This window comes from Clostridium sp. LIBA-8841 (assembly GCF_057782475.1).
The window spans coordinates 3312972-3337230 of sequence record NZ_CM173488.1 but is presented as its reverse complement, the minus strand read 5'-3'; the positions used below and the strand labels follow the sequence as shown (position 1 = coordinate 3337230).

At 28.3% G+C, this 24259-nt stretch carries 21 protein-coding genes; 17 read left to right on the top strand and 4 right to left on the bottom strand.

Features of this window, described 5'->3' with window-relative positions; all coding sequences use genetic code 11:
- Window positions 1-105 precede the first annotated feature (105 nt).
- Complete coding sequence (locus AC2A4K_RS14685; RefSeq protein WP_322503225.1) at window positions 106-1251, bottom strand: glycosyltransferase family 4 protein; 1146 nt, start codon at window positions 1249-1251, stop codon at window positions 106-108.
- 128 nt (window positions 1252-1379) lie between these two features.
- Here AC2A4K_RS14685 and AC2A4K_RS14680 point away from each other — a divergent pair, with 128 nt between their 5' ends.
- Genes AC2A4K_RS14680 through AC2A4K_RS14670 form a run of 3 tightly spaced genes read left to right on the top strand, consistent with a single transcriptional unit; the run spans window position 1380 to window position 4134 of the window.
- Window positions 1380-2387, top strand: coding sequence for a CotS family spore coat protein (locus AC2A4K_RS14680; protein WP_322503224.1), 1008 nt, complete (start codon window positions 1380-1382; stop codon window positions 2385-2387).
- Window positions 2388-2394: 7 nt separating this feature from the next.
- Window positions 2395-3078 (top strand): hypothetical protein, encoded by a 684-nt coding sequence (locus AC2A4K_RS14675; protein WP_322503223.1) that lies wholly within the window; start codon window positions 2395-2397, stop codon window positions 3076-3078.
- A 15-nt stretch (window positions 3079-3093) separates the two neighbouring features.
- Window positions 3094-4134 carry a CotS family spore coat protein gene (locus AC2A4K_RS14670; RefSeq protein WP_322503222.1) on the top strand — a complete coding sequence of 347 codons (1041 nt, stop codon included), beginning with the start codon at window positions 3094-3096 and terminating at the stop codon, window positions 4132-4134.
- 61 nt (window positions 4135-4195) lie between these two features.
- Here the strand turns inward: AC2A4K_RS14670 and AC2A4K_RS14665 are convergent, their stop codons facing one another.
- Complete coding sequence (locus AC2A4K_RS14665; RefSeq protein WP_322503221.1) at window positions 4196-5314, bottom strand: glycosyltransferase family 4 protein; 1119 nt, start codon at window positions 5312-5314, stop codon at window positions 4196-4198.
- Window positions 5315-5425: 111 nt separating this feature from the next.
- Between AC2A4K_RS14665 and AC2A4K_RS14660 the strand changes: the two genes are divergently transcribed.
- The 12 genes from AC2A4K_RS14660 (at window position 5426) to rho (ending at window position 20156) form a co-directional block, all read left to right on the top strand.
- Window positions 5426-6430 (top strand): CotS family spore coat protein, encoded by a 1005-nt coding sequence (locus AC2A4K_RS14660; protein WP_322503220.1) that lies wholly within the window; start codon window positions 5426-5428, stop codon window positions 6428-6430.
- Window positions 6431-6548: 118 nt separating this feature from the next.
- A complete protein-coding gene (gene yabG / locus AC2A4K_RS14655) occupies window positions 6549-7436 on the top strand; it encodes a sporulation peptidase YabG (protein ID WP_322503219.1) in 888 nt (295 codons plus the stop codon).
- Between the two features lie 163 nt (window positions 7437-7599).
- Entirely contained in the window at window positions 7600-7836 is a 237-nt protein-coding gene (locus AC2A4K_RS14650; protein ID WP_003462688.1) for a Veg family protein, read from the top strand.
- Between the two features lie 363 nt (window positions 7837-8199).
- Window positions 8200-9762, top strand: coding sequence for a DUF3794 and LysM peptidoglycan-binding domain-containing protein (locus tag AC2A4K_RS14645; RefSeq protein ID WP_322503218.1), 1563 nt, complete (start codon window positions 8200-8202; stop codon window positions 9760-9762).
- A 103-nt stretch (window positions 9763-9865) separates the two neighbouring features.
- Complete coding sequence (locus AC2A4K_RS14640) at window positions 9866-10693, top strand: cyanophycinase (RefSeq protein WP_322503217.1); 828 nt, start codon at window positions 9866-9868, stop codon at window positions 10691-10693.
- Window positions 10680-13304, top strand: a complete 2625-nt coding sequence (gene cphA / locus AC2A4K_RS14635) for a cyanophycin synthetase (RefSeq protein ID WP_322503216.1) — start codon at window positions 10680-10682, stop codon at window positions 13302-13304. Before AC2A4K_RS14640 ends, cphA begins: the two co-directional genes overlap by 14 nt.
- Before the next feature lie 134 nt (window positions 13305-13438).
- Window positions 13439-14305, top strand: a complete 867-nt coding sequence (gene ispE, locus AC2A4K_RS14630; protein ID WP_322503215.1) for a 4-(cytidine 5'-diphospho)-2-C-methyl-D-erythritol kinase — start codon at window positions 13439-13441, stop codon at window positions 14303-14305.
- 68 nt (window positions 14306-14373) lie between these two features.
- The gene (gene spoIIR, locus AC2A4K_RS14625) at window positions 14374-15003 is read left to right on the top strand and encodes a stage II sporulation protein R (RefSeq protein WP_322503214.1); all 630 of its coding nucleotides are present in this window, start codon (window positions 14374-14376) and stop codon (window positions 15001-15003) included.
- Window positions 15004-15048: 45 nt separating this feature from the next.
- Window positions 15049-16029 (top strand): tRNA 4-thiouridine(8) synthase ThiI, encoded by a 981-nt coding sequence (locus AC2A4K_RS14620; RefSeq protein ID WP_322503213.1) that lies wholly within the window; start codon window positions 15049-15051, stop codon window positions 16027-16029.
- Between the two features lie 23 nt (window positions 16030-16052).
- Window positions 16053-16472 carry a YwiB family protein gene (locus tag AC2A4K_RS14615; protein ID WP_322503212.1) on the top strand — a complete coding sequence of 140 codons (420 nt, stop codon included), beginning with the start codon at window positions 16053-16055 and terminating at the stop codon, window positions 16470-16472.
- Between the two features lie 349 nt (window positions 16473-16821).
- The gene (gene pyrG, locus AC2A4K_RS14610; protein ID WP_322503211.1) at window positions 16822-18429 is read left to right on the top strand and encodes a CTP synthase; all 1608 of its coding nucleotides are present in this window, start codon (window positions 16822-16824) and stop codon (window positions 18427-18429) included.
- A gap of 260 nt (window positions 18430-18689) precedes the next feature.
- On the top strand, window positions 18690-20156 hold the full coding sequence (gene rho / locus AC2A4K_RS14605; RefSeq protein ID WP_322503210.1) for a transcription termination factor Rho: 1467 nt from the start codon (window positions 18690-18692) through the stop codon (window positions 20154-20156).
- A 107-nt stretch (window positions 20157-20263) separates the two neighbouring features.
- On the opposite strand, the gene AC2A4K_RS14600 is transcribed toward rho, so the two are convergent.
- Together AC2A4K_RS14600 and rpmE are read right to left on the bottom strand one after the other, a co-directional pair.
- Entirely contained in the window at window positions 20264-21388 is a 1125-nt protein-coding gene (locus AC2A4K_RS14600; protein WP_416173351.1) for an MGDG synthase family glycosyltransferase, read from the bottom strand.
- A 108-nt stretch (window positions 21389-21496) separates the two neighbouring features.
- Complete coding sequence (rpmE, locus tag AC2A4K_RS14595; protein WP_003452406.1) at window positions 21497-21703, bottom strand: 50S ribosomal protein L31; 207 nt, start codon at window positions 21701-21703, stop codon at window positions 21497-21499.
- A 155-nt stretch (window positions 21704-21858) separates the two neighbouring features.
- On the opposite strand from rpmE, the gene AC2A4K_RS14590 reads away from it, so the two are divergent.
- Window positions 21859-22458, top strand: a complete 600-nt coding sequence (locus AC2A4K_RS14590) for a thymidine kinase (RefSeq protein WP_322503208.1) — start codon at window positions 21859-21861, stop codon at window positions 22456-22458.
- A 25-nt stretch (window positions 22459-22483) separates the two neighbouring features.
- Complete coding sequence (gene prmC / locus AC2A4K_RS14585; protein WP_322503207.1) at window positions 22484-24247, top strand: peptide chain release factor N(5)-glutamine methyltransferase; 1764 nt, start codon at window positions 22484-22486, stop codon at window positions 24245-24247.
- The last annotated feature ends 12 nt before the right edge of the window (window positions 24248-24259 follow it).

Sequence of the window (24259 nt, the reverse complement as noted above, 5' to 3'; positions counted from 1 at the left end):
AAAACATAGCCTAAGATATAAATAGGAACTATATAAGAGTAGAAATAAGATAAAACTTCTTATTAATTGCCTCTATATAGTTCCTTATTTTTATAAAGGAGAATTCTATGATTTTATTACAGAATTTTTAGAGATTTCTATTATCTTTTTATAAACTTCTAATGTTTTTTCAGCTGTCTTTTTCCAAGTGAATTCTTTACTTCTTTCAAAACAAAGATTTTCTATGGAACTTCTAAGCTTTGAGTCATTTAGTAGGTTTTCAAGCTTTAGAGATAATTCTTTTTGATTATTAGGATTTACTAAAACTTCATTAAATGGAACAACCTCAGGAATAGAAGTTATATTTGATGTTAAAACGGCTGTTTTACAACTCATGGCTTCTAATGGAGGAAGACCAAATCCTTCATAAAGAGAAGGATAAACGAATAATGTAGTTGCGTTATATAAAGTTGGTAAATATTCATCTTCAATAAATCCAGTGAAAATAACTTTATCAGCAATTGGAAGACTTTCAGTATATTCTTTTAATTTTAGCCCTTCATCTCTCAAACCTCCAACTATCAATAATTTATAGTTATCATCTATATTTTTATGAATTGAACTAAATGCATCAACAAGTCCTCTTACATTTTTTCTTAAGCTAAAACCACCAATATACATAATAAATGGGCCATTAAAATTAAATCTCTTATTAACATCGAAAAGGCATTTCTCCTTATCTAAGGGTTTATAGCTTTCATTAGCTGCAAGTGGTGTTACAAATATATTTTCAGCTGGAAAATGAGGGAAGAATCTTAAAATATCATTTTTAGAGTATTCAGATACTGTAATTATACCTGTTGAGTTATCAATTATATAAGGCATACTTTGAAGAAATTTTTTTAGGTAACCTTTACCGACTGTTTCAGGTAAAATATATGGGATTAAATCATGAATGGTTACAACTTTAGCAAAATCTCCTTCAGAGTTAAGTCCCATTCCGTTTTGGGGAAGATGAAGTAAATCTATTTTTTCTTTAATTCCATAGGTAGGGATATAATAATCTTCAAAAAACCTTTGATGTTTTCTTGAAGACATTATTATTTTTGTATTTTCAGCCTCAAATTCAGGAATTTTTTCTCCAGAACATACTAAATCATAAGATGATTTTTTATCTATTTTTAATATGTTTGTTAATAAGTTGTATGTGTATGTTCCTATACCTGTACCTCTATACCAAGTTGCTCCTCTTGCATCTATTAAATTATACATAATAAGATTCCACTCCTTAGAAAAATAATTATCATAATTAATAATATTAATAAAGAATATAAAATGTGCATGTAACAAGAGGAATTTAAAAAACATATACTAATTAAAAAGTGAAAGTAGGAGTAGGTATGGATCGTGACTATATAAAGAACAAAATCTTACTTAACTATGGAATAGATAGCAAAGAAATAATAAAGGTTAAAAACACATATAAAATTATAACTAGTGATGAGGAGTATTGTTTAAAGGTAATAAAATATCAATATCCTCATTTTTATTTTATAGTTTCTGCTCAAAAGCATCTTATGAAAAATAACTTCAATTCAATACCTAAGATAATTGATACAGTTGAGGAAAAGGATTATATAGAATTAGATGGCAAATTAGCTTATTTAACTCCCTGGGTAAAATGCAGAGAGTGTAATTATAAGAATAAGTTAGATTTAAAGCTAGCAGCTGAAAAGCTTAGTGAGCTACATAACTGTAGTGAGGGGTTTGTTATAAATAGGAGTCTTAAGCCAAGAATAGCTTGGGGGCAGTGGTATAAGGTGTTTAAAACAAGAGGTGAAGAAATACTTGATTTTAGAAAAAGGATATATCAAAAAGCATATAAGTCAGAATTTGATAAGCTTTATCTTTCTATTATGGATGAGGAGCTACAGAGAGTAGAGAATACCCTCTATCATATAGAAGATAGTGGTTATTTTGATTATATGAAGAAAGAGGTTGGAAAACTAGGCTTTTGTCATCATGATTATGCAGATCATAACGTACTTTTATTAGAGAATGGGGATGTAAATATAATTGATTTTGATTATTGTATTTTAGATTCCCATTTGCATGATTTAAGCAGCATATGTGTTAGAACTATGAAAGAAGGAGCATGGAATTTAGAAATATTCAAATATATAATTCATAGCTATTCAAAAAATAAAGAAGTGTTAAATGAAGAATTTCCAATGATGGCAGCTTTTATTGAATTTCCTCAAGCATATTGGCAACTAGGACTTCAATATTATTGGGAGCAACAACCTTGGGAAGAAGAACATTTCTTGAGAAAGCTAGGTAAATATAAGAAGGATAGGGAACTAAGACAAAGTTTTGTTCAGGAGTTAAGTAATTTTACTTTGAGGTGATTTAAAGTTGAATCAAGAGTTAGAAATATTTTTAAATAAAAATAATATAGAAGTATTACCTAGAAAAGAAATAACTGAGGGAAAAAAAGAGATTAAACTTTACGATACAAGAGAATATATAAATACAATAAATGAACTTCATCATATTTTTTTGAAGGAAAATAATAAAATTAGGTTTAAGTTTAGAAATGATATATGGAGGATAGTTCAAACTTTTAAGCTTTGGAATAGAAGAGCTGAAAGAATAAATATAAATAATAGTTTTTTTAGACTAGTAATAGAGGCGTCGAAAAAAAGTGTAAATAGTATTGAAAGCATTGATTATATAAGTTTGATTAAAAGAGCTATGGAAAGAGAAGAGGTATGCACTGGAAGAATATATTATGAAATAAAAGAGGGATATAAAAAAGTATTTATAACAAATTTAGATAATATAAAGTTTAATATGAGAGAAGATGATTATTATACTTATTTTAAAAAAATAAAAGGAATTTATAAAAATGAGCTTGATGATTTAATTAAAGTAGCTGTAGAGAAGGAAGAGTTAGATTTTAAAAGCTATATTTATATAAAAGCTTTAATAGAATATCCTTACAATTCTATGAAGTACTTGCAGGATATATATGTAAAAGATATAGAGTTTGAAAATAAAGCTTTAGAAGGGTTATTAGCGAGAGATTATTTAATATAAAAGGAGGAGAGGTATATGAATAAAATTAGATATAAGGATGAAAAGTATTTGTGTAAATATGATTTGGATATGAAGTTATTTGAGTCATTAGGATTAGAGATTTTTGACTTAAGACCAAATAGAAATGTATTCTTATTAGATACCAAACAAGGTAAGAAAATATTAAAAATGATTAACTATGATGATGAGAGATTAAACTTTATAATCCATTCTACAGAGTATTTAAGAGAGAAATATGATGGAATATTAAATATAAATAAACTTCCTAATGGAAAAAATAGATTTCAATGGAAGGGGAATAGCTATATTTTATTAGATTATTTTGAAGGTACTGAATTTAATATTGCAAATCCAGTAGAATTAGAAATAATAACGGAGGCAGTAGCTAATCTTCATAATGCAGGTATGGGAATTCAAGAGGCAACTTCAAAAGAAATGAGAGAGAAAAATAGTGAACTTTTTAAATTAAATGAGCATTTTATAAATAGCAAGAAGAGCTTAGAATGTTTAAGAGAATTAGTAATGAATTATAAATACAAAAATGAGTTTGACGAAATATTTTCAAAAGAAGTGGACTATCACTTAAATGATATAGATATTTGTATAGAGCTATTAGAAAAGAGCAAATATAATGAATTGTGTAATGATAAGGGAAAAATAACTCTTTGCCACAATGATTTGGCATATCATAATATACTTTTTAATCAAAATAAAGTGAGTTTTATAGATTTTGATTATTGTAATATAAATTTAAGAGTTATAGATTTATGTAATTTTATAAGCAAAAGCATAAAGCGATTTGGTTTTAGCTTAGAAATGTGTGATTCAATAATAAAGAAATATGATGAATTAAATAATCTATCAAAAGAAGAAAAAGAATTAATGTATGTATATTTAAGATTTCCACATGATTTTTATACAATATCAATGCAATATTATTATAAATTAAAAGATTGGAAGTATGAATCTTTCTTGAATAAATTTGAGAGAAAATTAGAATATACTAAGGAAAAGGAAGTATTAGTGAATCATCTAAAAAACAATATAAAAGAATAAAAAAATAGGCTATATGTAAATAAGATTTTAAACTTATTTATACATATAGCCTTTGTTTTTATTAGGAAATATTCTTATAAGCATCAAGAGTGTTATAGGCTGTTTTCTTCCAATTAAATTTGCTTGAATGGGTTAATCCTTTATAAATCATAAGTGAATAGAACTTAGGATGATTTAATAACAATAATATATTTTCTTTTATTTCATCAACATCATGAGGGTTAACTAAGAGGGCAGCATCTTTACATACCTCAGGTATAGCTGTCAAATTTGAAGCTATTACTGGGGTGCCACAGGCCATACATTCAATAGGAGGTAGACCAAATCCCTCATAAAATGAAGGATATACCAAAGCTTTACTTGCACTATAAAATATTGGCATATCTTCTATAGGAATAAATCCTGTAAAAATAACAGAGGAAGTTAAATTTAATTCTTCGACTTTTTTTCTATAAATTTCATAGGAAGGTCCTTTTGATCCTAGGATTACTAGTTTTAATCCTTGTTTGTAAGAAGCCTTAACTAGATTAAATGCTTCTATTATTCCAACGATATTCTTTCTAGGGCTAAATCCTCCTACATATAATAAAAAATCAGTGTCTATGTTATATTTTTTCTTTAGATATTGAGATGAGTGATATTTATTTAATGGTTTATAAATTTCCTCAGCAGCTAAATGAGTGACAAAAATCTTCTCTTTAGGATAAGAAAAAGTTTTACTTATATCTTCTTTAGAAAAATTAGAAACAGTAATAATTCCATCTGAGTTATCTAAGATATTTTTTATGTTGGATTGGAAAATCTTTAAGAAAGTGTCACTAACGGTTTCAGGCATTTTCATGGGAATTATATCATGCAGGGTAATAACTGTTTTAATATCATTAGGTTTAGAGAGTCCTATGCCATTTTGAGGAATATGATAAATATCACCTATAATATTTTCTTTAGAATTAGGAGTATTTATAAATTCCCAAAAATTTTTTTCTTCATTTGTGGTTGAATTTAAATAATTAAAGTTATTTTTATTTGGTAGGTTTAAGGATGATGATGGGGGAATAAGTATATTATAGTCATTTAAAAAGTCTATTTGATGTAAATTATTTATTATTTGATAAGTGTAGTTGCCAATTCCAGTACCACGATACAGCGTGGCAGCTCTTCCATCAATACATATTTTCATAAGTCAAATCCTTTCGGTATAGAGATATATTATTATTATATTTCTGTATGGAATAAAATGTTAATAAAACCGAAGGTTGATACATATAAATATGGTAGGGGGTGAATAGATATGATGAGAGAGTTTGAAATAGAAAGACAATTTGATATTAAAATAGAACAGTTAAAGCCTAATAAAGGTGTATATTACTTGAAAAGCAACATGGGTGAAAGATGTTTAAAACGGATAAATTATGGGACTCAAAAGCTTCTTTTTGTTTATGGGGCAAAGGAACACTTAGCTAAGAATGGTTTTGACCATATAGACAGATATTTTTTAAATATTGAAGATGAGCCTTATGCTTTAGTAAATGAGGATTTATATACTCTTTCAAATTGGATAAATGGAAGAGAGTGTGATTTTACTAATATAGAAGAAGTTAAATTAGCTGCTAAAAAATTAGCGGAATTACATGAAGCTAGTAAAGGATATGATCCACCTGAAAACTCTAAGCTTAAAAGCGATTTAGGAAGATGGCCATATCTTATGGAGAAGAGGGGAAAAGCCTTAGAAAAAATGAGAGGCATGGCTAGAAAAAAGAATTTGAAAAAAGATTTTGATATTCTTTATATAAAAAATATTGATTTTTATAAAGATTTAGCAATAAGGGCTGCGAAGGTTTTAAATAATTCAAAATATCTAAGTTTATGTGAAGAGGCTGAGACTGAAAAAGTATTTTGTCATCATGATTATACTTATCACAATATAATAATTGGAGAAGATAATGAAGTTTATATAATAGACTTCGATTATTGTAAGAGAGAAATAAGAACATATGACATAGCCAATTTCATGAAAAAGGTTTTAAAAAGAGTTGATTGGAATATTGAATATGCAGAGGCTATAATTGATGCATATAATTCAGTAAGTCAATTAAAAGAGGAGGAATATGAAGTTTTATATGCATACTTATTATTTCCTCAAAGGTATTGGAGACTAGCTAATAGATATTATTATAATGAAGTTATATGGGGACAAAATGTTTTCATGAATAAAATGAACAACATAATTAATGAGAAAGAAAGCTATATAAAATTCATTGAAGATTTCAAAGCTAAATATAATCAAGTTGGATAACAGTGGTTTAGGTGCCTAGGTTTAGGCACTATTTTTATTGAAAAAAATTAGCTTCATCACAATTATAAACCAATATTCATATTATGATAATGGGATTATATAAGTTAGGAGAAGACATATGAAAGTTGGAGATCTAGTAGTAAGAAAGTCATATAGTAAGGATATAACTTTTAAAATTATAGATATAAAAGATGATGATGGAAGAATAATTTATATTTTAAAAGGGCTTCATATTAGGATAATAGCTGATTCACAGGAAGAGGATTTAATAAAGGTAGAGGATAGTTTTGCTGGTGATAAGGATAGAGCTTTCGATTCAAAGGTGAATGATATTATTAAAAAGGTTTTAATAAGTAGAGAGCAACGAAGCAGTGAATCTATTACGAGAGATGATGAAAAGATTAATGAGAGTAGAGCTGCAAAGGATAATGGTTTGGTTTTTGGGAGGCCAGGAAGAATACTTCATATAGATGGTGATCCATCTTATATGGAAACATGTTTGAAGGCATATAAGCAATTAAATTTAAATGCTGTAGGCATAGCAATATCTGAAAAGGATCAGCCTTTAAAAGTTCTATCTTTAGTAAAGGAGTATAATCCAGATATAGTTGTGCTAACTGGACATGATGGTGTTCTTAAGGATTCAAAAGGAATGCTTGATTTAAATAATTATAGAAATTCAAAATATTTTATTGATGCTGTAAAAATTTTAAGAAGCCATAATTCAAGTTATGATGAACTTGTTATTTTTGCAGGGGCTTGTCAATCCTGTTATGAAAGCATTTTAGAAGCAGGAGCTAATTTTGCAAGTTCACCGAATAGAGTACTTATACATTGTTTAGATCCAGTTTTAGTTTGTGAAAGAATAGCATATACAAGAATCGATGAAATTGTATCTATAAAAGATGTTATAGAAAACACAATAACAGGAATAAAAGGTATAGGAGGGCTTCAAACTAGAGGGAAATATAGGGAAGGATATCCCAAATCACCGTATATAAATTAATAGAATAAAATAAAAGGTTTCAGTTAATAATATAATTGGATGTTTTAGTTTAAATGTAGTATATTTTTATTGACAAGACACGGCTTTATATAGTAAAATATTTTGTTCTATTGAAAAAACATCCTTTTTAGTGTATAATATATAATAGAAAGAGGGTGTTAAAATGAGTACCAGACTTACATTGAATTCCATCAGAAAAAGCATAGAGGATCACGTAGGTGAGAAAGTTAAACTAAGAGCTAATGGTGGAAGAAAGAAGATTTTGGAAAATGAAGGAATACTAGAAAGTGTTCACCCAAGTATTTTTGTAGTTAGATTACAAAAAGACACCCAAAGGAAAGTGACATACAGTTATTCAGATGTACTTACAAAAACAGTTCAACTAGATTTTGTTGGTTAAATAAAAAGGCTAGCTAAGTAAATTAGCTAGTTTTTTTATTTAAATTAATTTTCACAAAAAAAAAGAAAGATGGTGGGTTTCCATCTTTCAACTATGGTATAAAAGGGTATTGAGAATTTATGAGAGGTTATATGGTCAATAACCATCTTTATAATACGACATTTTTTTTAGAGTGTCAACACTTTTTATAAAAAAATGTCGAAAAAAACAATGTTTTTTTTAATTTTACTTTAAAAATTAATGTAAACGTTTATAAATTCAAAAGATAAAATAAAAATAAATAAAGTAATAATAAGAAGAATTATCATAATGGTACTGTCATACATATATATTATAGTAGTAGATTATTTAGGAGGGATAGATTTGGTTAATTTAGATATTATTAAAGAAAGTCTTGGATTTGAAAAAATTTTAAATGAAAATTCGTTAGACATACCATTTAGAGAAGAATACTTAATACCAGATACTCAGCCAGATGTTCATGAAGTGCTTTCAGTAGATACTAATGTATTTGTACTTAATAGAGAAGTTCAAAGTGATAGAGTTTTATTAGAATATGAAGTTGAGTGTAATGTTATGTACTTAGCTAGAGAAGAAGAGGGATTAGGTGTAAATAGTGTTGTTTACAAAGAAAAAAATTCTAGCTTTATTGATATAGCTGGTGCCGAACATAGTATGATGTGTGATATGGAATGTAATTTAGAACATATCGATGCGAACATAATCAATGAAAGAAAGATAAGAGTAGAAGGAAAACTTAAAACTAAATATAGGGTTTATAAGGAAGAAAAAATTGATGTTGTAAAAGAATTAGATGGCTTAGGAGATTTACAAATAAAGAGAAAACCAGAAAGTATAGAAAAAAATATAACTAACATGGTTTGCTCAATGAATGGACAATTACCTATAAATATAGGAATGGATAAGCCTCAAATAGGAAAAATAATAAAGTGTGGATATATGCTTCATAGACAAGAAGTTAAGTTAGGGGAAGATAAGGTACAAGTATCATGTTTAGCTAAAATAAATATTTTATATAGAGCTTATGATTCAAGAGAAGTTGTAGCATTAGAAGAAGACTTATACCTATCAAAGGAAGAAGAAGTTGTAGGGGTAAATGCTGATATGAATTGCAATGGATATTTTGAAATAAAAGACCATGATGCAAGAATATCTCAAAATGACTTAGGGGAAAGTAGAGTAATAGATGTAAATTTAGCTGTTGATGCTAATGTTAGAGTATCTAAATTAGAATTAACAGAAACTGTTGAAGATTTATATTCTCCAACTCGAAATATAATGCCTTTAAAAGGAAACTGTAAGGTTAATATGTCAGTTAGTGAAAATTCAAATGATTCAACAATAAGAGGTAATATTAATTTATTAAAAGATGGTGGAGATGCTACTCAAGTAATAGACTGTACTGGTAATATTGTTGGTATGGAAAGTTATTTTGCTGACTCTAGGGTAGTTATAAAAGGTAATTTAGCAATTAAGGCAATATATAAAACAACAGACGAGGAAAAAGGACTTAATAAAGTATGTGGAGAAATACCTTTTGAGTTTGCATTAGATATGCCTAATTCACAATCAGGAATGACCTTTGACACTAAAGCAAATATAGAAGATTTACTATGTAGCATAGAAGGAAATAGCATAGCTGTAAAAGCAAATATATATTTTTATGCTAAATGTTCAGATATGTTTGACAAAGAATATGTAAGAGATGTTGAGCAAAATGATGATAAAGTTGAAAAAAGAGCATCTGTAACAATATATATAATACAAAAAGGTGATACTTTATGGAGTTTAGCGAAGAAATATAGAACTACAATAGATGATTTAGTTAAGCTAAATAACATTGAAAATCCAGATGTTATATATGCTGGTGAAAAGATTATGATTCCGGGAAGAGCAATATTATAGAAAAAGAGTTTTATGGTTTTATACCATAAAACTCTTTTTTTATTATGAATAAATATAATATTTGTGGCAAAAATAAGAAATGCATGATTTGAGGTGAATAGTTTTGAAAAGTAGTAGCAAAAAAAATTTAATAATAATAGGTGGAGCAGAAGATAAGAAAGGAGACAAGATTATATTAAATTTTGTAGCAGATAGGTTCAAAGAATCCGATGGAATTATGGTAATAGCAACCATAGCTACAGAATCTCCTAATATAGTCATAGAACAATATAAAAATATATTTTCAAGTATGGGAATAAGAGAGATTAAGGAGCTTCGTGTTATAGAAAGAGAAGAAGCTTTTGATGAGGAAAATATTAACTTAGTAAATGATGCTTCTGTTATATTTTTTACAGGCGGTGACCAGCTTAGAATAACAAGTTTAATAGGAGGAACACCTCTTTATGATATTTTGCAAAAAAGAAGCAACGAAGGTTGTTATTTTGTTGGAACATCAGCAGGAGCATCAGTTATGAGCGATGTGATGATTGTTGGAGGAGAAGAGGAGGAATCCCCTAAAAAGAGCACGTTAAATATGTCAGCAGGACTAGGGCTTATAAAAAATACTCTTATAGACCAACACTTTGCACAAAGAGGAAGAATAGGAAGATTATTATCAGGTGTTTGTCAAAATCCAGAAGTATTAGGGGTAGGTATAGATGAAGATACTGCCATAGTAATTAATGATGATGAATTAATGGTTATTGGAAGTGGAGCAGTTTATTTTGTTGATGGAAGAAAAATAGAATATACCAATGTATCTGAAAGAAAACAAGATGAAGTTTTTAGTATATTTAATGTTAAGTTACATGTATTAACATCAGGCAAAAAAATGAATTTATTAACTAGGGTGCCTTTTGAGGAGGAAAGAAATAAAAATGAAGATAAATAATCAACGTATCTTTGAAGGAAGAAACATTTATTCACATAGAAGTTGTGTGAGATTAGATGTTGATTTGGAAGGATATTGTGAAACGCCTACAAAGGATATTGATGGATTTAATGAAAGACTATTAAATTATGTTCCAGAATTATATACGCATAGATGTGGAATAGACATAGACGGAGGCTTTGTGGAACGTTTAAAAGAAGGAACATATTTAGCTCATGTTTGTGAACATACAATAATAGGAATACATAATAAGTTAGGCATAGACGTAAAGTACGGAAAAGCAAGAGAGATTAAAGATGATTTTTATTATATAATCTTTGAATATAAATTAAAGAAAACAGCTATTTTAATTGCTGAATTAGCTGTAGATTTAATGAACGCTATAATAAAAAAGAAAGATATTAATTTTGATGAAAGATTAGAAATAATAAAAAGAGTTATTAGAGAAGAAAGTATAGGGCCATCAACAAAGGCAATATGTGATGCTGCTAGTGATGTTGGTCTTCCTGTTGTTTCTATAGGAAATGGAAATTTATATCAGATAGGTTATGGAAAAGCTGGAAAAAGATTTAGTGCTACAATTGGTAGCAATACAAAGGGAATAGCTGTAGATATAGCTTGTGATAAGATGCTTACAAAAGAACTATTAGATATTGAAAATTTACCTGTAGCTAAAGGGGAAAAAGTTTTTAATACATTACAACTTCTTGAAGTGGTAAATAGGATAGGATATCCAGTAGTCTTAAAACCTCAATGGGGAAGTAAGGGCAATGGAGTTTTTGTAAATATAAATAATGAAAAAGAGTTATTAAGAGCATATGCTGAATTAATTAAAGAATGTAAAGAAGTAATGATAGAGGAATATAAAGAGGGAAATGATTATAGAGTCATGCTAGTGGATTACAAAGTAGTAGCAGTATCTTTAAGAAAACCACCTTTCATAATAGGGGATGGTGTAAGAAGTATTAAGGATTTAATAGATGCCATGAATGCTAATCCTCTAAGAGGCGAAGGACATGAAAAGCCTTTAACAAAGGTTAAAATAGACGAAGAATTAATGAATAGATTAGAGAAATTAGGATATTATCTAAATTCAATTTTAGAATATGGTGAAAAACTTATTTTAAGAGGGAATGCTAATCTTTCTACAGGAGGAAGTGCTGAAGACTACACAGATTTAATATGTAAAGAAAATATTGAAATTTGTGAAAGAGCAGCAAAAGTCATTGGTCTAGATATATGTGGTATAGATATTTGTACAAAATCAATATCAGAACCCTTATATGATACTGGTGGAATAATATTAGAAGTAAATGCAGCACCAGGAATAAGAATGCATCATTTCCCAACAGTAGGAAAAGAAAGAAATGTAGGTAAGAAGATTTTAGATAATATGTTTAAAAACGGATATGATAATATCCCTGTTATATCAGTTACAGGAACAAATGGAAAGACCACAACAGTTAGATTAATATCCTATATTTTAAAATTAATAGGATTTAATGTGGGATGTACAACAACTTCGGGAGTAAAAATAGGAGATAAATATATACATAAAGGTGATGATACTGGGTATGAAAGTGCAAAATCAGTATTATTAAATCCAGAGGTTGAGGTCGCTGTTTTAGAAAGTGCAAGGGGAGGATTAGTAAGAAGAGGATTAGCCTACAACTTAGCAGATGTAGGAGTAATAACAAACATAAGAGAAGATCATTTAGGCATAGATGGTATAAATGATTTAGAAGATTTAGCTTTTGTAAAATCATTGGTAGGAGAAGCTGTAAAAGATAATGGCTATTCAATTATAAATGCTGATGATGAGTGGAGTATAAAAATTTTAGATAGAATAAAAAAACCTAAAATATTATTCTCTATGGATGAAAATAATAAGTATATTCAAGATAACTTGAAAAATGGAAATCCAATTGTATTTTATAGAGATGAAACTATATATGTGAAGAATAGAGGTAAGGAATACAGAATAGCTTCTGCTGAAGAAATGAAGTTCACTATAAATGGGAAACTTAAACATAATATAGAAAATGCAATGGCAGCTTGTGCAGCTTTAGTTGGAATAGAGGTTGATTACTGTATCATCTCAAAAGGATTAAAACAATTTAAATCTTGTGAGGAAGATAATAGAGGAAGATTTAATATATTTGATGTTAATGGAGTAAATGTAATTTTAGACTATGGACATAACATAGATGGGTATAAGGTTATAATAGAATCACTTAAAAATATTGGATTTAAAAATATAACTGGGATAATAGGAGTTCCAGGAGATAGAGATTTAAATACTATAAAAACAGTTGGAAAATTAAGTGGTGAATTTTTTGATTCTATAGTAATAAAAGAGGATAAAGATTTAAGGGGAAGAGAAAAAGGAGAAGTTGCAAATATCATGCTAGAAGGAGTAAATGAAGCTTCTAGAAAAAACTTAAAAGTTTCAAAAATACTATCAGAGGAAGAAGCACTTATAGAAACTTTAAAAACGGCTAAAAAAGGTGATACTATAATAATGTTTTTTGAAGATTATGAGCCACTTTATAATATAATAAATGAATTTAAGAATAATGGAGTAAAAGGATTAAAAAGTGCTAGTTTATAAGAATGATAGGTTTACAGGAGAAATCTTCTATTAGTAATTTAGAAGATTTCTCTTTATTTTAATTAACTCTTTATGTTTTTGAAAGAAAATAATATAATTATATTTAGCTTTAATAATGTAAGAAGGGTGATTATATGAAAATGAAAGCTTATGCAAAGGTAAATATAGCTTTAGATGCTATTGGAAAAAGAGAAGATAACTATCATTTACTAAGAATGATAATGCAAACAGTAGATTTATATGATGTTATAGATATTGAGAAAAGTAATGATAGTAGTATAAGTATTTCTTGTAATAAGCATTATGTCCCTACAGATGAAAGAAATTTAGCTTATAAAGCAGCAGTGTTATTTAGAGAAAATTTTAATATAAAAGGTGGAGTAAAGATTAGTATTAAAAAGAATATACCTGTTGCTGCTGGAATGGCAGGAGGAAGTACTAATGCCGCTGCAGTTTTAGTTATGATGAATAAACTTTTTAAAGTTAATGCTAGTTTAGAAGAGTTAAAAGAATTAGGTCTTAAAATAGGTGCAGATGTTCCTTATTGTATTGAGGGAGGAACTGCTTTATGTGAAGGGATTGGAGAAGTTATAACACCTTTAAAACCTTTTGAAAATAAAATTTTAGTTGTACTAAAACCTAACTTTGGAGTCTCCACTAAAGAGGTATATACAAACTTAGATATAAATAAGATAAGAAAACATGTTAACATAGAAGAATTAATAGAGGCTATGGAAAATGATGATTTAAACTATGTTGCAAAGAATATGAAAAATGTGTTAGAAAACGTAACTTTAAAAAAACATAGTGTATTAAAAACAATAAAAGAAGATATGAGAAGAAGTGGTGCTTTAGGAGCTATGATGAGCGGAAGTGGTCCTACTGTATTTGCTTTTTTTGATGACATGTTGACTGCTCAAAAATCTTTTGAGTTTTTAAAGAATAAATATAAATATTCAGATGTATACATAACGAGAACTATAAGCAATAATAATTTATAAAAAAATAATTCTTTAGTGTATATAAAAATGCTCTTTGGTAATAATCAAGGTATCAGGGGGTGTTTGTTATGAAAAAAGTATTATCAATTTTATTTTTAGGAATTTTAGTTTTTAGTATTGTTGGAACATCTTTAAATAAGAGACAAGCTTTAGGTGTTTCAGAAGAAAATGTTGTTGAGGATATAAGTGAAAAGTTAATAAGATTTCATGTTTTAGCCAATAGTGATAGTAACATAGATCAACAGTTAAAAATGAAAGTTAAGGATGAAGTTCTTAAATATATTTTGCCTATATTAAATGAATCTGAAAGTTTAGAAGAATCAAGAGAGATTTTAAAAAGAGAAGATGGTAATATCATTGAAATAGCTGAAAATTGTATAAAAGAAGAAGGTTTTAATTATACTGTTGAAACTACTTTAACAAGAGAAAATTTCCCAGTTAAAGAATATGGAAATATAGTTTTACCACAAGGTGAATATGAAGCTTATAGAATTTTAATTGGAGAAGGAGAAGGGCAAAATTGGTGGTGTGTTATGTTTCCACCTTTATGTTTTATAGATGTTACTAAAGGACAAGTAGCTTATGATGAAACAGAAAAAAAGATGAAAGATGTTTTATCAGAAGAGGAGTTTAAGCAAGTTAATAAAAAAGAAAATGATGTAAATTTTGAATTAAAAATATTTGATTTATTTAAATAAAAGAATTAACATATGATAATAAAGTGATTTTTAGGAGGAAAAAATATGACTAAAGCATTAGCCATGGTTTCAGGTGGATTAGATAGTATATTAGCTGCAAAATTAATAAAAGAACAAGGAATAGAAGTAATAGGTATTTGTTTTAGATCTTATTTCTTTAATGAAGAAAATGCTAAAAGAATGTGCAAACAAATAGATATGCCTTTAGAGGTAGTTGATTTTTCAGATGAGCATTTTGAGATGGTAAAAGACCCTAAACATGGTAGAGGGAAAAATATGAATCCATGTATAGATTGTCATGCTATGATGATGAGATATTCAGGGGAATTACTAAAGAAATTTGATGCTGATTTCATAATAACTGGAGAGGTTTTAAATCAAAGACCAATGTCTCAAAATAGACAAGCCTTAAATACTGTAAAAAAAGAATCAGGATTTAGTGAAAAAATATTAAGACCTTTATGTGCTTTAAATTTAGAGCCTACAGAAATGGAGCTAAATGGATTAGTAGATAGAGAAAAATTATTAAAAATATCAGGTAGAAGTAGAAAGGCTCAAATGGAGCTTGCTGAAAAATGGAATATAGTAGACTATCCATCACCAGCAGGTGGATGTAAGTTAACAGAGCCAGGATATGCTATAAGATTAAGTGATTTACTTGATAACCAAGAAGAGGTAGCTAAAGATGAAATAGGACTTCTTAAATATGGTAGACATATGAGAATTTCACCTAAAAATAAAGCTATAATAGCTAGAAGTGGTGATGAGTGGGAAGATATAGTTAAATTTAAAAAAGATAGTGATGTTTTAGTTACACCTAAGAATTCTACTGGAGCGCCTGTTATATTAAGAGGTGAATTTAACCAAGAGGATTTAGAAGTTGCCGCTAGAATATGCGGAAGATATTGTAAAGAAAAAGACAGTGATGCTGTTGAAATAAATTATGAAAAAGATGGAGAGATAAATACAATAACAATAACTCCATTTAAAGATGAGGAACTTAAAAAGTATATGATAAATCAATAATTGATTTAGAAAGGATCATTAATATGGGTAAAAAAGCTATAATATCAATATGTAGTACTCAAGAAATTGATGAACAAGAAAAGATAGAAGTTGTTACTGTTGGCGAATTTTCTACTGATGGGGATGAATTTATAGCTACTTATGATGAAACTGAGATATCAGGAATGGAAGGAACAAAGACAACTTTAAGAATAAAAGGTGACAAGGTTGTATTACATAGAGAAGGAACAACAAGTACAAAGATGGAGTTTGAAAAGGATAATACATCAGTTGCCCTTTATAATACTCCTTATGGAATGTTAGAGCTTAAAACTTCAACAAAAGAGTTAGAGTTAGACGTTAATGAAAATGGAGGAAATATATCCATAAAATATCATCTAATAGCTGGAGGACAAAGTCCTATACAAACAAATCTTGATATGAAAATAAAAGTAGAAGAATAATTTATAAATTTAAATAAGGCTATATTTTTGATATAGCCTTATTTTTATAAAATTTTATTTATAATTAAAATAAAAAAGTTGAAACTAATTTAAATAAGTTTCAACATATAAATTCAAATATTAATAAGTAATTCTGCTAAAGCTGAGCAAAATATAAATAGTAAACGTTCTACAAATAAAAAAATTAAAAAAACAAAAAAAAGTACTAGACTTCCACATTAAGATTTGGTAGAATATCTACTATGTTATTAAAACAAGCAATAAAAAACCCATTCTAAATGAGGTAATTATCATTATAAATGAAACAAAGAACGATGTCAAGCATAATTTTACATTAGGAGGAAGATATATGAGCAAAAATACTAAGTACGTATTCGTAACAGGTGGAGTTGTTTCTTCATTAGGAAAAGGAATAACAGCTGCTTCATTAGGTAGATTATTAAAAAATAGAGGGTTAAGTGTAAGTATTCAAAAGTTTGACCCATATCTAAATATTGACCCAGGTACAATGAGTCCATACCAACACGGAGAAGTTTTCGTAACAGATGATGGTGCTGAGACAGACTTAGATTTAGGTCACTATGAAAGATTCATAGATGAAAACTTAACTCAAAACTCAAACGTTACTTCAGGTAGAGTTTACTGGTCAGTAATATCAAAAGAGAGAAAAGGTGAGTACTTAGGTGGTACTGTACAGGTTATACCTCACATAACTAACGCTATAAAAGATAGAGTTCACAGAGTAGGAAAAGAAAGAGATGTAGATGTAGTAATCACTGAGATCGGTGGAACAATTGGTGATATCGAATCATTACCTTTCTTAGAAGCTATAAGACAAATTAAGTATGATGTAGGTAAAGAAAATGTTTGTTTCATACATGTTACATTAGTACCTTACTTAGGAAAAGCTGGTGAGTTAAAAACTAAACCAACTCAACACTCAGTTAAAGAATTAAGAAGTATAGGAATTCAACCAGATATAATAGTTTGTAGATCAGAAAAAGAATTATCAGAAGATATCAAGAAGAAAATCGGATTATTCTGTAATATAGATGCAAGTGAAGTTATCCAAAACTTAGATGCAGAACATTTATATGCTGTTCCTTTAATGTTACATAAAGAAGGTTTAGATAGATTAGTTTGTGAAAAATTAAGCCTTGGATGCAGAGATATAGACAATGCTGAATGGATAGACATGGTTCATAGAATAACTCACTTAACTCACACAACTAAGATTGCTTTAGTTGGTAAATATGTTGAGTTACATGATGCATACATATCAGTTGTTGAAGCTTTAAATCACGGTGGATTAAGCAATGATACTAACGTTGAAATAGAGTGGATAAACGCTGAAGATGTAACTAAAGAAAATGTTGATGAATTATTAAAAGGTGTAGACGGAGTTTTAGTACCTGGTGGATTCGGAGACAGAGGAGTAGAAGGAAAAATAGAAGCTATAAGATGGGCAAGAGAAAACAAAAAACCTTTCTTAGGAATATGTTTAGGAATGCAATGTGCTGTTATAGAATATGCTAGAAACGTATTAGGATTAGAAGGAGCTCATTCATCAGAATTAAATCCAGAAACTCCATTCCCAGTAATCGACTTAATGCCTGAGCAAAAGGATGTTGAAGATTTAGGTGGAACAATGAGATTAGGATTATATCCATGTAAATTAGAAGACGATACATTCTGCAAAGATGTTTATGCTTCAGATTTAATCTACGAAAGACATAGACATAGATATGAATTCAATAATGAGTACAGAGCTCAATTATTAGAGTCAGGATTAACTATAGCTGGTACTTCACCAGATGGAAGATTAGTTGAATGTGTAGAAGTTAAGGATCATCCATGGTTCGTAGCAGTTCAATATCATCCAGAATTAAAATCAAGACCAAACAGACCACATCCATTATTCGTAGGATTTGTTGGTGCTGCATTAAACAATAAATAATTAAATTTTATAAAAGGATACCTAACTTTTGTTAGGTATCCTTTTTTGACTAATTAGTTATGGGAATAAATGTTAGGAAAATATACTATATATAGATTAGATTTTATGTGATATGATAATAATATAAATATTTAACATAATTAGTTTATATATTTTTTAAAGAATATTCGAAAGTTTCTATATATTAAATTCTTAAGGCAATCTAAAATAACTTTTCTTTACCTTATTCCACTAATTAAAAAAAGCAGGAGGTGCTTAAATTGAATATAGAACAATATGAAAATATGACTTTAGTCCAGTTAAAAGAAAAGGCTAAAGAATTAGGAATAAAAAATATAAGTAAAAAGAAAAAAAGCGAATTAATTGAAGAATTAAAAGCTGTTTTTGATAAACAAAATAATAATACTAAAATGATACATAAAGATGGTGTTGTTTTAAGAGAAAAAATATCTCAAAAAGAGCAAGGTGGAAGTAGAGAAAATACTTCTAATGAAAGAAATTTTAGAAATAATAATAGTTATAGTAATAATAATAGTTATAGTAATAACTACAGCAACGGCAATGATGAAGGTAAAAAAGAACAATTAAAGGATATGATAAGTTCATCAGACTCAGCTAAAGGAATACTGGAAATATTAGATAATAATAATTTTGGTTTTTTAAGATGTAGAAATTATTTAACAAGTGAAGATGATATATATGTTTCACCATCACAAATAAGAAGATTCGGATTAAGAACTGGTGATGAAGTTCAAGGTAAGGTTAGAATTCCAAAAGAGGGAGAAAAATTTAAAGCTCTTCTTTATGTGGAAAAGGTAAATGGAGAAAGTCCGGAAAAAGCAGTTGGAAGAAAGAAGTTTGAAGATTTAACTCCAATTTATCCAAAAGAAAGACTTAAATTAGAAAGCGATAATAGTAGGGATTTAAGTTCAAGACTTATGGATATAATCTGTCCAATAGGTAAGGGACAAAGAGGTATGATTGTTGCACCACCTAAAGCTGGTAAAACAACATTATTAAAAAGAATAGCTCAAAACATATCAAGAAATAATCCTGAGGTTAAACTTATAGTTCTTTTAATTGATGAAAGACCTGAAGAAGTAACAGATATGAAGAGAAGTATTGATGGAGAGGTAATCTATTCAACTTTTGATGAAGAACCACAAAACCACGCTAAGGTTTCAAGCATTGTATTAGAAAGGGCTAAGAGAATGGTTGAACAAGGTAGTGATGTAGTTATATTAATGGATTCATTAACAAGATTAGCTAGAGCTTATAACTTAACAGTTACTCCTTCTGGAAGAACTTTATCAGGGGGATTAGATCCAGGAGCACTTATAATGCCTAAAAAATTCTTTGGAGCAGCAAGAAAGCTAGAAGAAGGCGGAAGTTTAACTATATTAGCTACTTCATTAGTAGATACAGGAAGTAGAATGGATGATATGATTTTTGAAGAATTTAAAGGTACTGGAAATATGGAAGTACATTTAGATAGAAAACTTCAAGAAAGAAGAATATTCCCAGCTATAGATATCTATAAATCTGGTACAAGAAAAGAAGATTTATTATTTAATGAAGAAGAAAGAGAAGCTTCATATAAAATAAGAAGAGTATTACAAAGAGAAAATAATATAGAAGATGTTGCTGAAAAGCTTATAAACTTATTATCAAAGACAAAGAATAATAAGGAATTTTTACAAGTTGTATTAAAGAGTAATTTGGAATAATTAAATATTGGTATTTAGGAAGTTTTTAGATTACATCAAATAATTTAGTGAAAAATAATATTGTTATAATTGATAGAAAAATAAAAGAAGATATTAAAGTTTTAACTTTAATATCTTCTTTTATTATAAGAATTATTTAGCATATTGGTACAAAGTTTAACTGTCTCTTCTGGAGAATATGAACTTAATACTTCTAAAATACTATTTCTCATATTAATTAATTTATTATTATCTGTATTGAATTCGTCAATTACCGTATTTAATTCTTCCAAGTGATTGATAGCAATTGCACAATTGCTTTGTGATAAAAAGTCTCTATTTTCACTTTCTTGACCTGGAATTATAAATGGAATTATCATCGGTAAATGACTTAAAAGTGATTCGGTAGTAGTTAATCCACCAGGCTTTGTAATGATTAAATCAGAATTTTTCATTATTTTAGGTATTTCCGTTGTATATCCTAAAATATTTAATGTTTTATTCCCTTTTACATGTTCATATTCTTTACATAAATGTTCCTTTAACACAGTGTTGTTTCCACAAACAATAGTTAAATCTAAAGGGTTCTCATTTTTCATTAGAGTTTCTAAGACTTTAGATATGTTATCTAAACCCATGCCGCCTCCCATTAAAAGGAGCTTTAATGGTGGTTTGGTAATATGTTCTACATAATTATGATAATCTGCTTCGTAAAAATCTTTTTTTGTAGGGATACCAAAAGGCGATATTTTTTCTTTAAGTATTCCTTTTGAAGCTAGATTTTCTTTTGTGAATTCAGAAGCAACTATGTAATGATCAATTCTTTTAGATATATAAGTATAATGACATTTAAAATCAGTAACAACAGAGATAACTGGTACTGTTATAACTTTTTTTCTTTTTAAATGAGAAAGAATACTTATGGCTAAAGGATGCGTTGTAATAATTAAGTCTGGATTAAAATTATCAATAAATTTAGCTAACTTATTTGCAACAGGCAAAAATAAAAGACTAGTTAAACTATTTATAATTCTTATATTACTAATTTTGTAAAGTAGACCATAAAGAGTTCCTAGGGAACTTGCACATAAATCGTATCCATTTACTATTGATCTATCAAAGAAACGGTTCTCCTTAAGAAAATCGTGTATAAGAATTTCTGTATCATCATTCTTTATAAGTTCCATTAAAGAGTTAGCTGCTTGATTATGACCATAACCAGTAGATGTACTTAAAATAAGAACTTTTTTCATCATATTCACTCACTTTTACTAAAAATATGTTTGTAAAAACAAACTTTATTTGAAAAATATTCCTTATAAACAAAAATGGGAAAGATTTGAGTCTTTCCCATAAAGAAATTATTTATTAAGATTAAATCTCTTGTTGAACTTATCAACTCTTCCGCCAACATCAACGATTTTTTGTTTTCCTGTGAAGAATGGGTGGCACTTAGAGCATATTTCAACTTTAAGTTCTGGTTTAACTGAACCAGTTGTGAAAGTGTTTCCACATGCACACTTAACCACTGTATCGTGATGGTATTCTGGATGTATGCCTTGTCTCATGTAATTCACCTCTTTCAAAAATAAAAAAATGTTGCTAAACAACTATTTACAAGTATATCATGGGGTTATTTAATCGTCAATAGTTTAAAAGCGTTCTTATTTAAGTTATAATCATATTTAGAATATTATAAGAGGATAAGGAGTTTAAAATTAATATGAGCAAATTATATTTTAGATATGGGGCAATGAATTCAGGTAAATCTACACATCTTATGCAAGTGGCACATAACTATGAAGAAAGAGGTTTGGAAGTTATCATAGTTAAGCCATCAACAGATAAAAAAGGTGGAGACAAAGTAGTTTCAAGATTAGGTGTTGAGAGAGTTGTAGATATTTTAATAGATGTTAATGATAATATTATAGAGATGATTGATGAAAGACTTGAGAAGGGGAGAAAAATAGACTGTATAATAGTTGATGAGGTTCAATTTTTAAAAGCTCATCATATTGATGAATTATTTGAGATTGCAGTTGGAAAAGGTATTCCAGTAATTTGTTACGGATTAAGAACAGACTTCCAAATGAATGGCTTTGAAGGAAGTGAAAGACTTTTATTATTAGCACATAGTATTGAAGAAATGAAAACTATATGTAAATGTGGAAGAAAAGCTATATTAAATGGAAGAATGATAAATGGTAAGTTTACATTTGAAGGAGAGCAAGTTGCTATAGACTTAGTTGATAATGTAGAATATCAATCATTATGTGGACAATGTTATTTCAATTATAAATATGGTAAGGATTCTAATAATTAGTTAGTGAAAGGATAGGGTTTAAATTATGAGAAAATGCCAAGTTGGCGGTCAAGCAGTATTAGAAGGCGTTATGATGAGGGGCGCAAAAGGAACAGCTACAGCGGTTAGAACTCAAGATGGAAATATAGAGGTTTCTTTTGAAAAAACAATACCATATACAAAGAAGAATAAAATTTTAGGACTACCATTTATAAGAGGATTTGTAACTCTTGTAGAATCTTTAATTGTAGGTTTAAAATCTTTAAATTATTCAGCAAGTTTTTTTGATGATACAGAGCCTTCAAAATTTGAAGATTGGTTAAATAATAAATTTGGTGAAAAAGCTAATAATGTAATAATGACTCTTACAATTATGCTTTCTTTTATATTTGCCATAATTCTTTTTGTAGCAATACCAACGGGAATTACTTTTTTACTTAAAAAACTTAGTTTCCCAGCCTGGACTTTAAGTGCTATTGAAGGTTTAATAAGTATTGGGATGCTTTTAGGATACATGTACTTAATGGGAAAATTAGAAGATATAGAACGAGTATTCCAATATCATGGAGCAGAACATAAAACTATATTTTGCTATGAAAATGAAGATGAACTTACAGTTGAAAATGTAAGAAAATACCCTAGATTTCATCCTAGGTGTGGAACAAACTTTTTATTTTTAGTTGCTATTGTAAGTATATTTATATTTTCTTTTACTAATTGGGATTCAGTAGTTCAAAGAACGGCTATAAGAGTAGCAATGTTGCCAGTTGTAGCAGGAATAACATATGAACTTATAAGATGGCTTGGGAAATCACAGGGAAGTTTCGCTAAAATAATAGCAGCACCAGGTTTGCAGTTGCAAAAATTAACTACAAGAGAACCAGATGATTCTCAGATTGAAGTAGCCATAGCTTCTTTAAGGAGGGCTGAAGGATTGAAAGAACAAAATAAAAAAGTTGGAGAATTATTAAATTTAGGAAATGAAACTCTAAAAGAAGTTGGGATTGATACATATATATTAGATACTCAACTATTATTAGGTAAAGTTCTTGAAAAAGATAAGATTTGGCTTATTACTAATAAGAATGAAGAAGTTAAAAAATCTGATGAGATACATTTTTTAAATTTATTAGAGAAAAGAAAAGAAAAAATGCCTATGCAATATATTTTAGGAACTTGTGAGTTTATGGGATTAGATTTCTATGTAGAAGAGGGAGTATTAATTCCAAGAGGGGATACTGAAATAATTGTAGAGGAAGTATTAAACAATGTAGATGAAGATGCAAATATAAATGTATGTGATTTATGTTGTGGAAGTGGGGCTATAGGATTATCTTTAGCTAATTATAGAAAGAATATAAATGTAGATTTAATAGATATAGATGATATACCAGAAAAGGTTACAAGAAAAAATATAAGAGAGCTAGAATTATCAAAAAGATGTAATTTTATAAAAAGTGATCTTCTAAGTGAAGTTATAAAAAAAGAAAACAAGTATGATATTTTAGTTTCAAATCCACCATATATAAGAACGGAAGTTATAAACACTTTAATGGAGGATGTTAAAGATTATGAACCTCATTTAGCTTTAGATGGGGGAGAGGATGGTTTAATATTTTATAGAAGAATTATTAACGAATCTTTAGAAGTATTAAAGCAAGATGGTATATTAGCTTTTGAAATTGGACATGATCAAGGAGAAGATGTTAAAAACTTAATGGTTAAAAAAGGATACTATGATGTTAAGGTAATTAAAGATTTAGCAGGCTTAGACAGATGTGTTATAGGAAGAGTAAATCTTGAAAGATAACATAATAGTGTG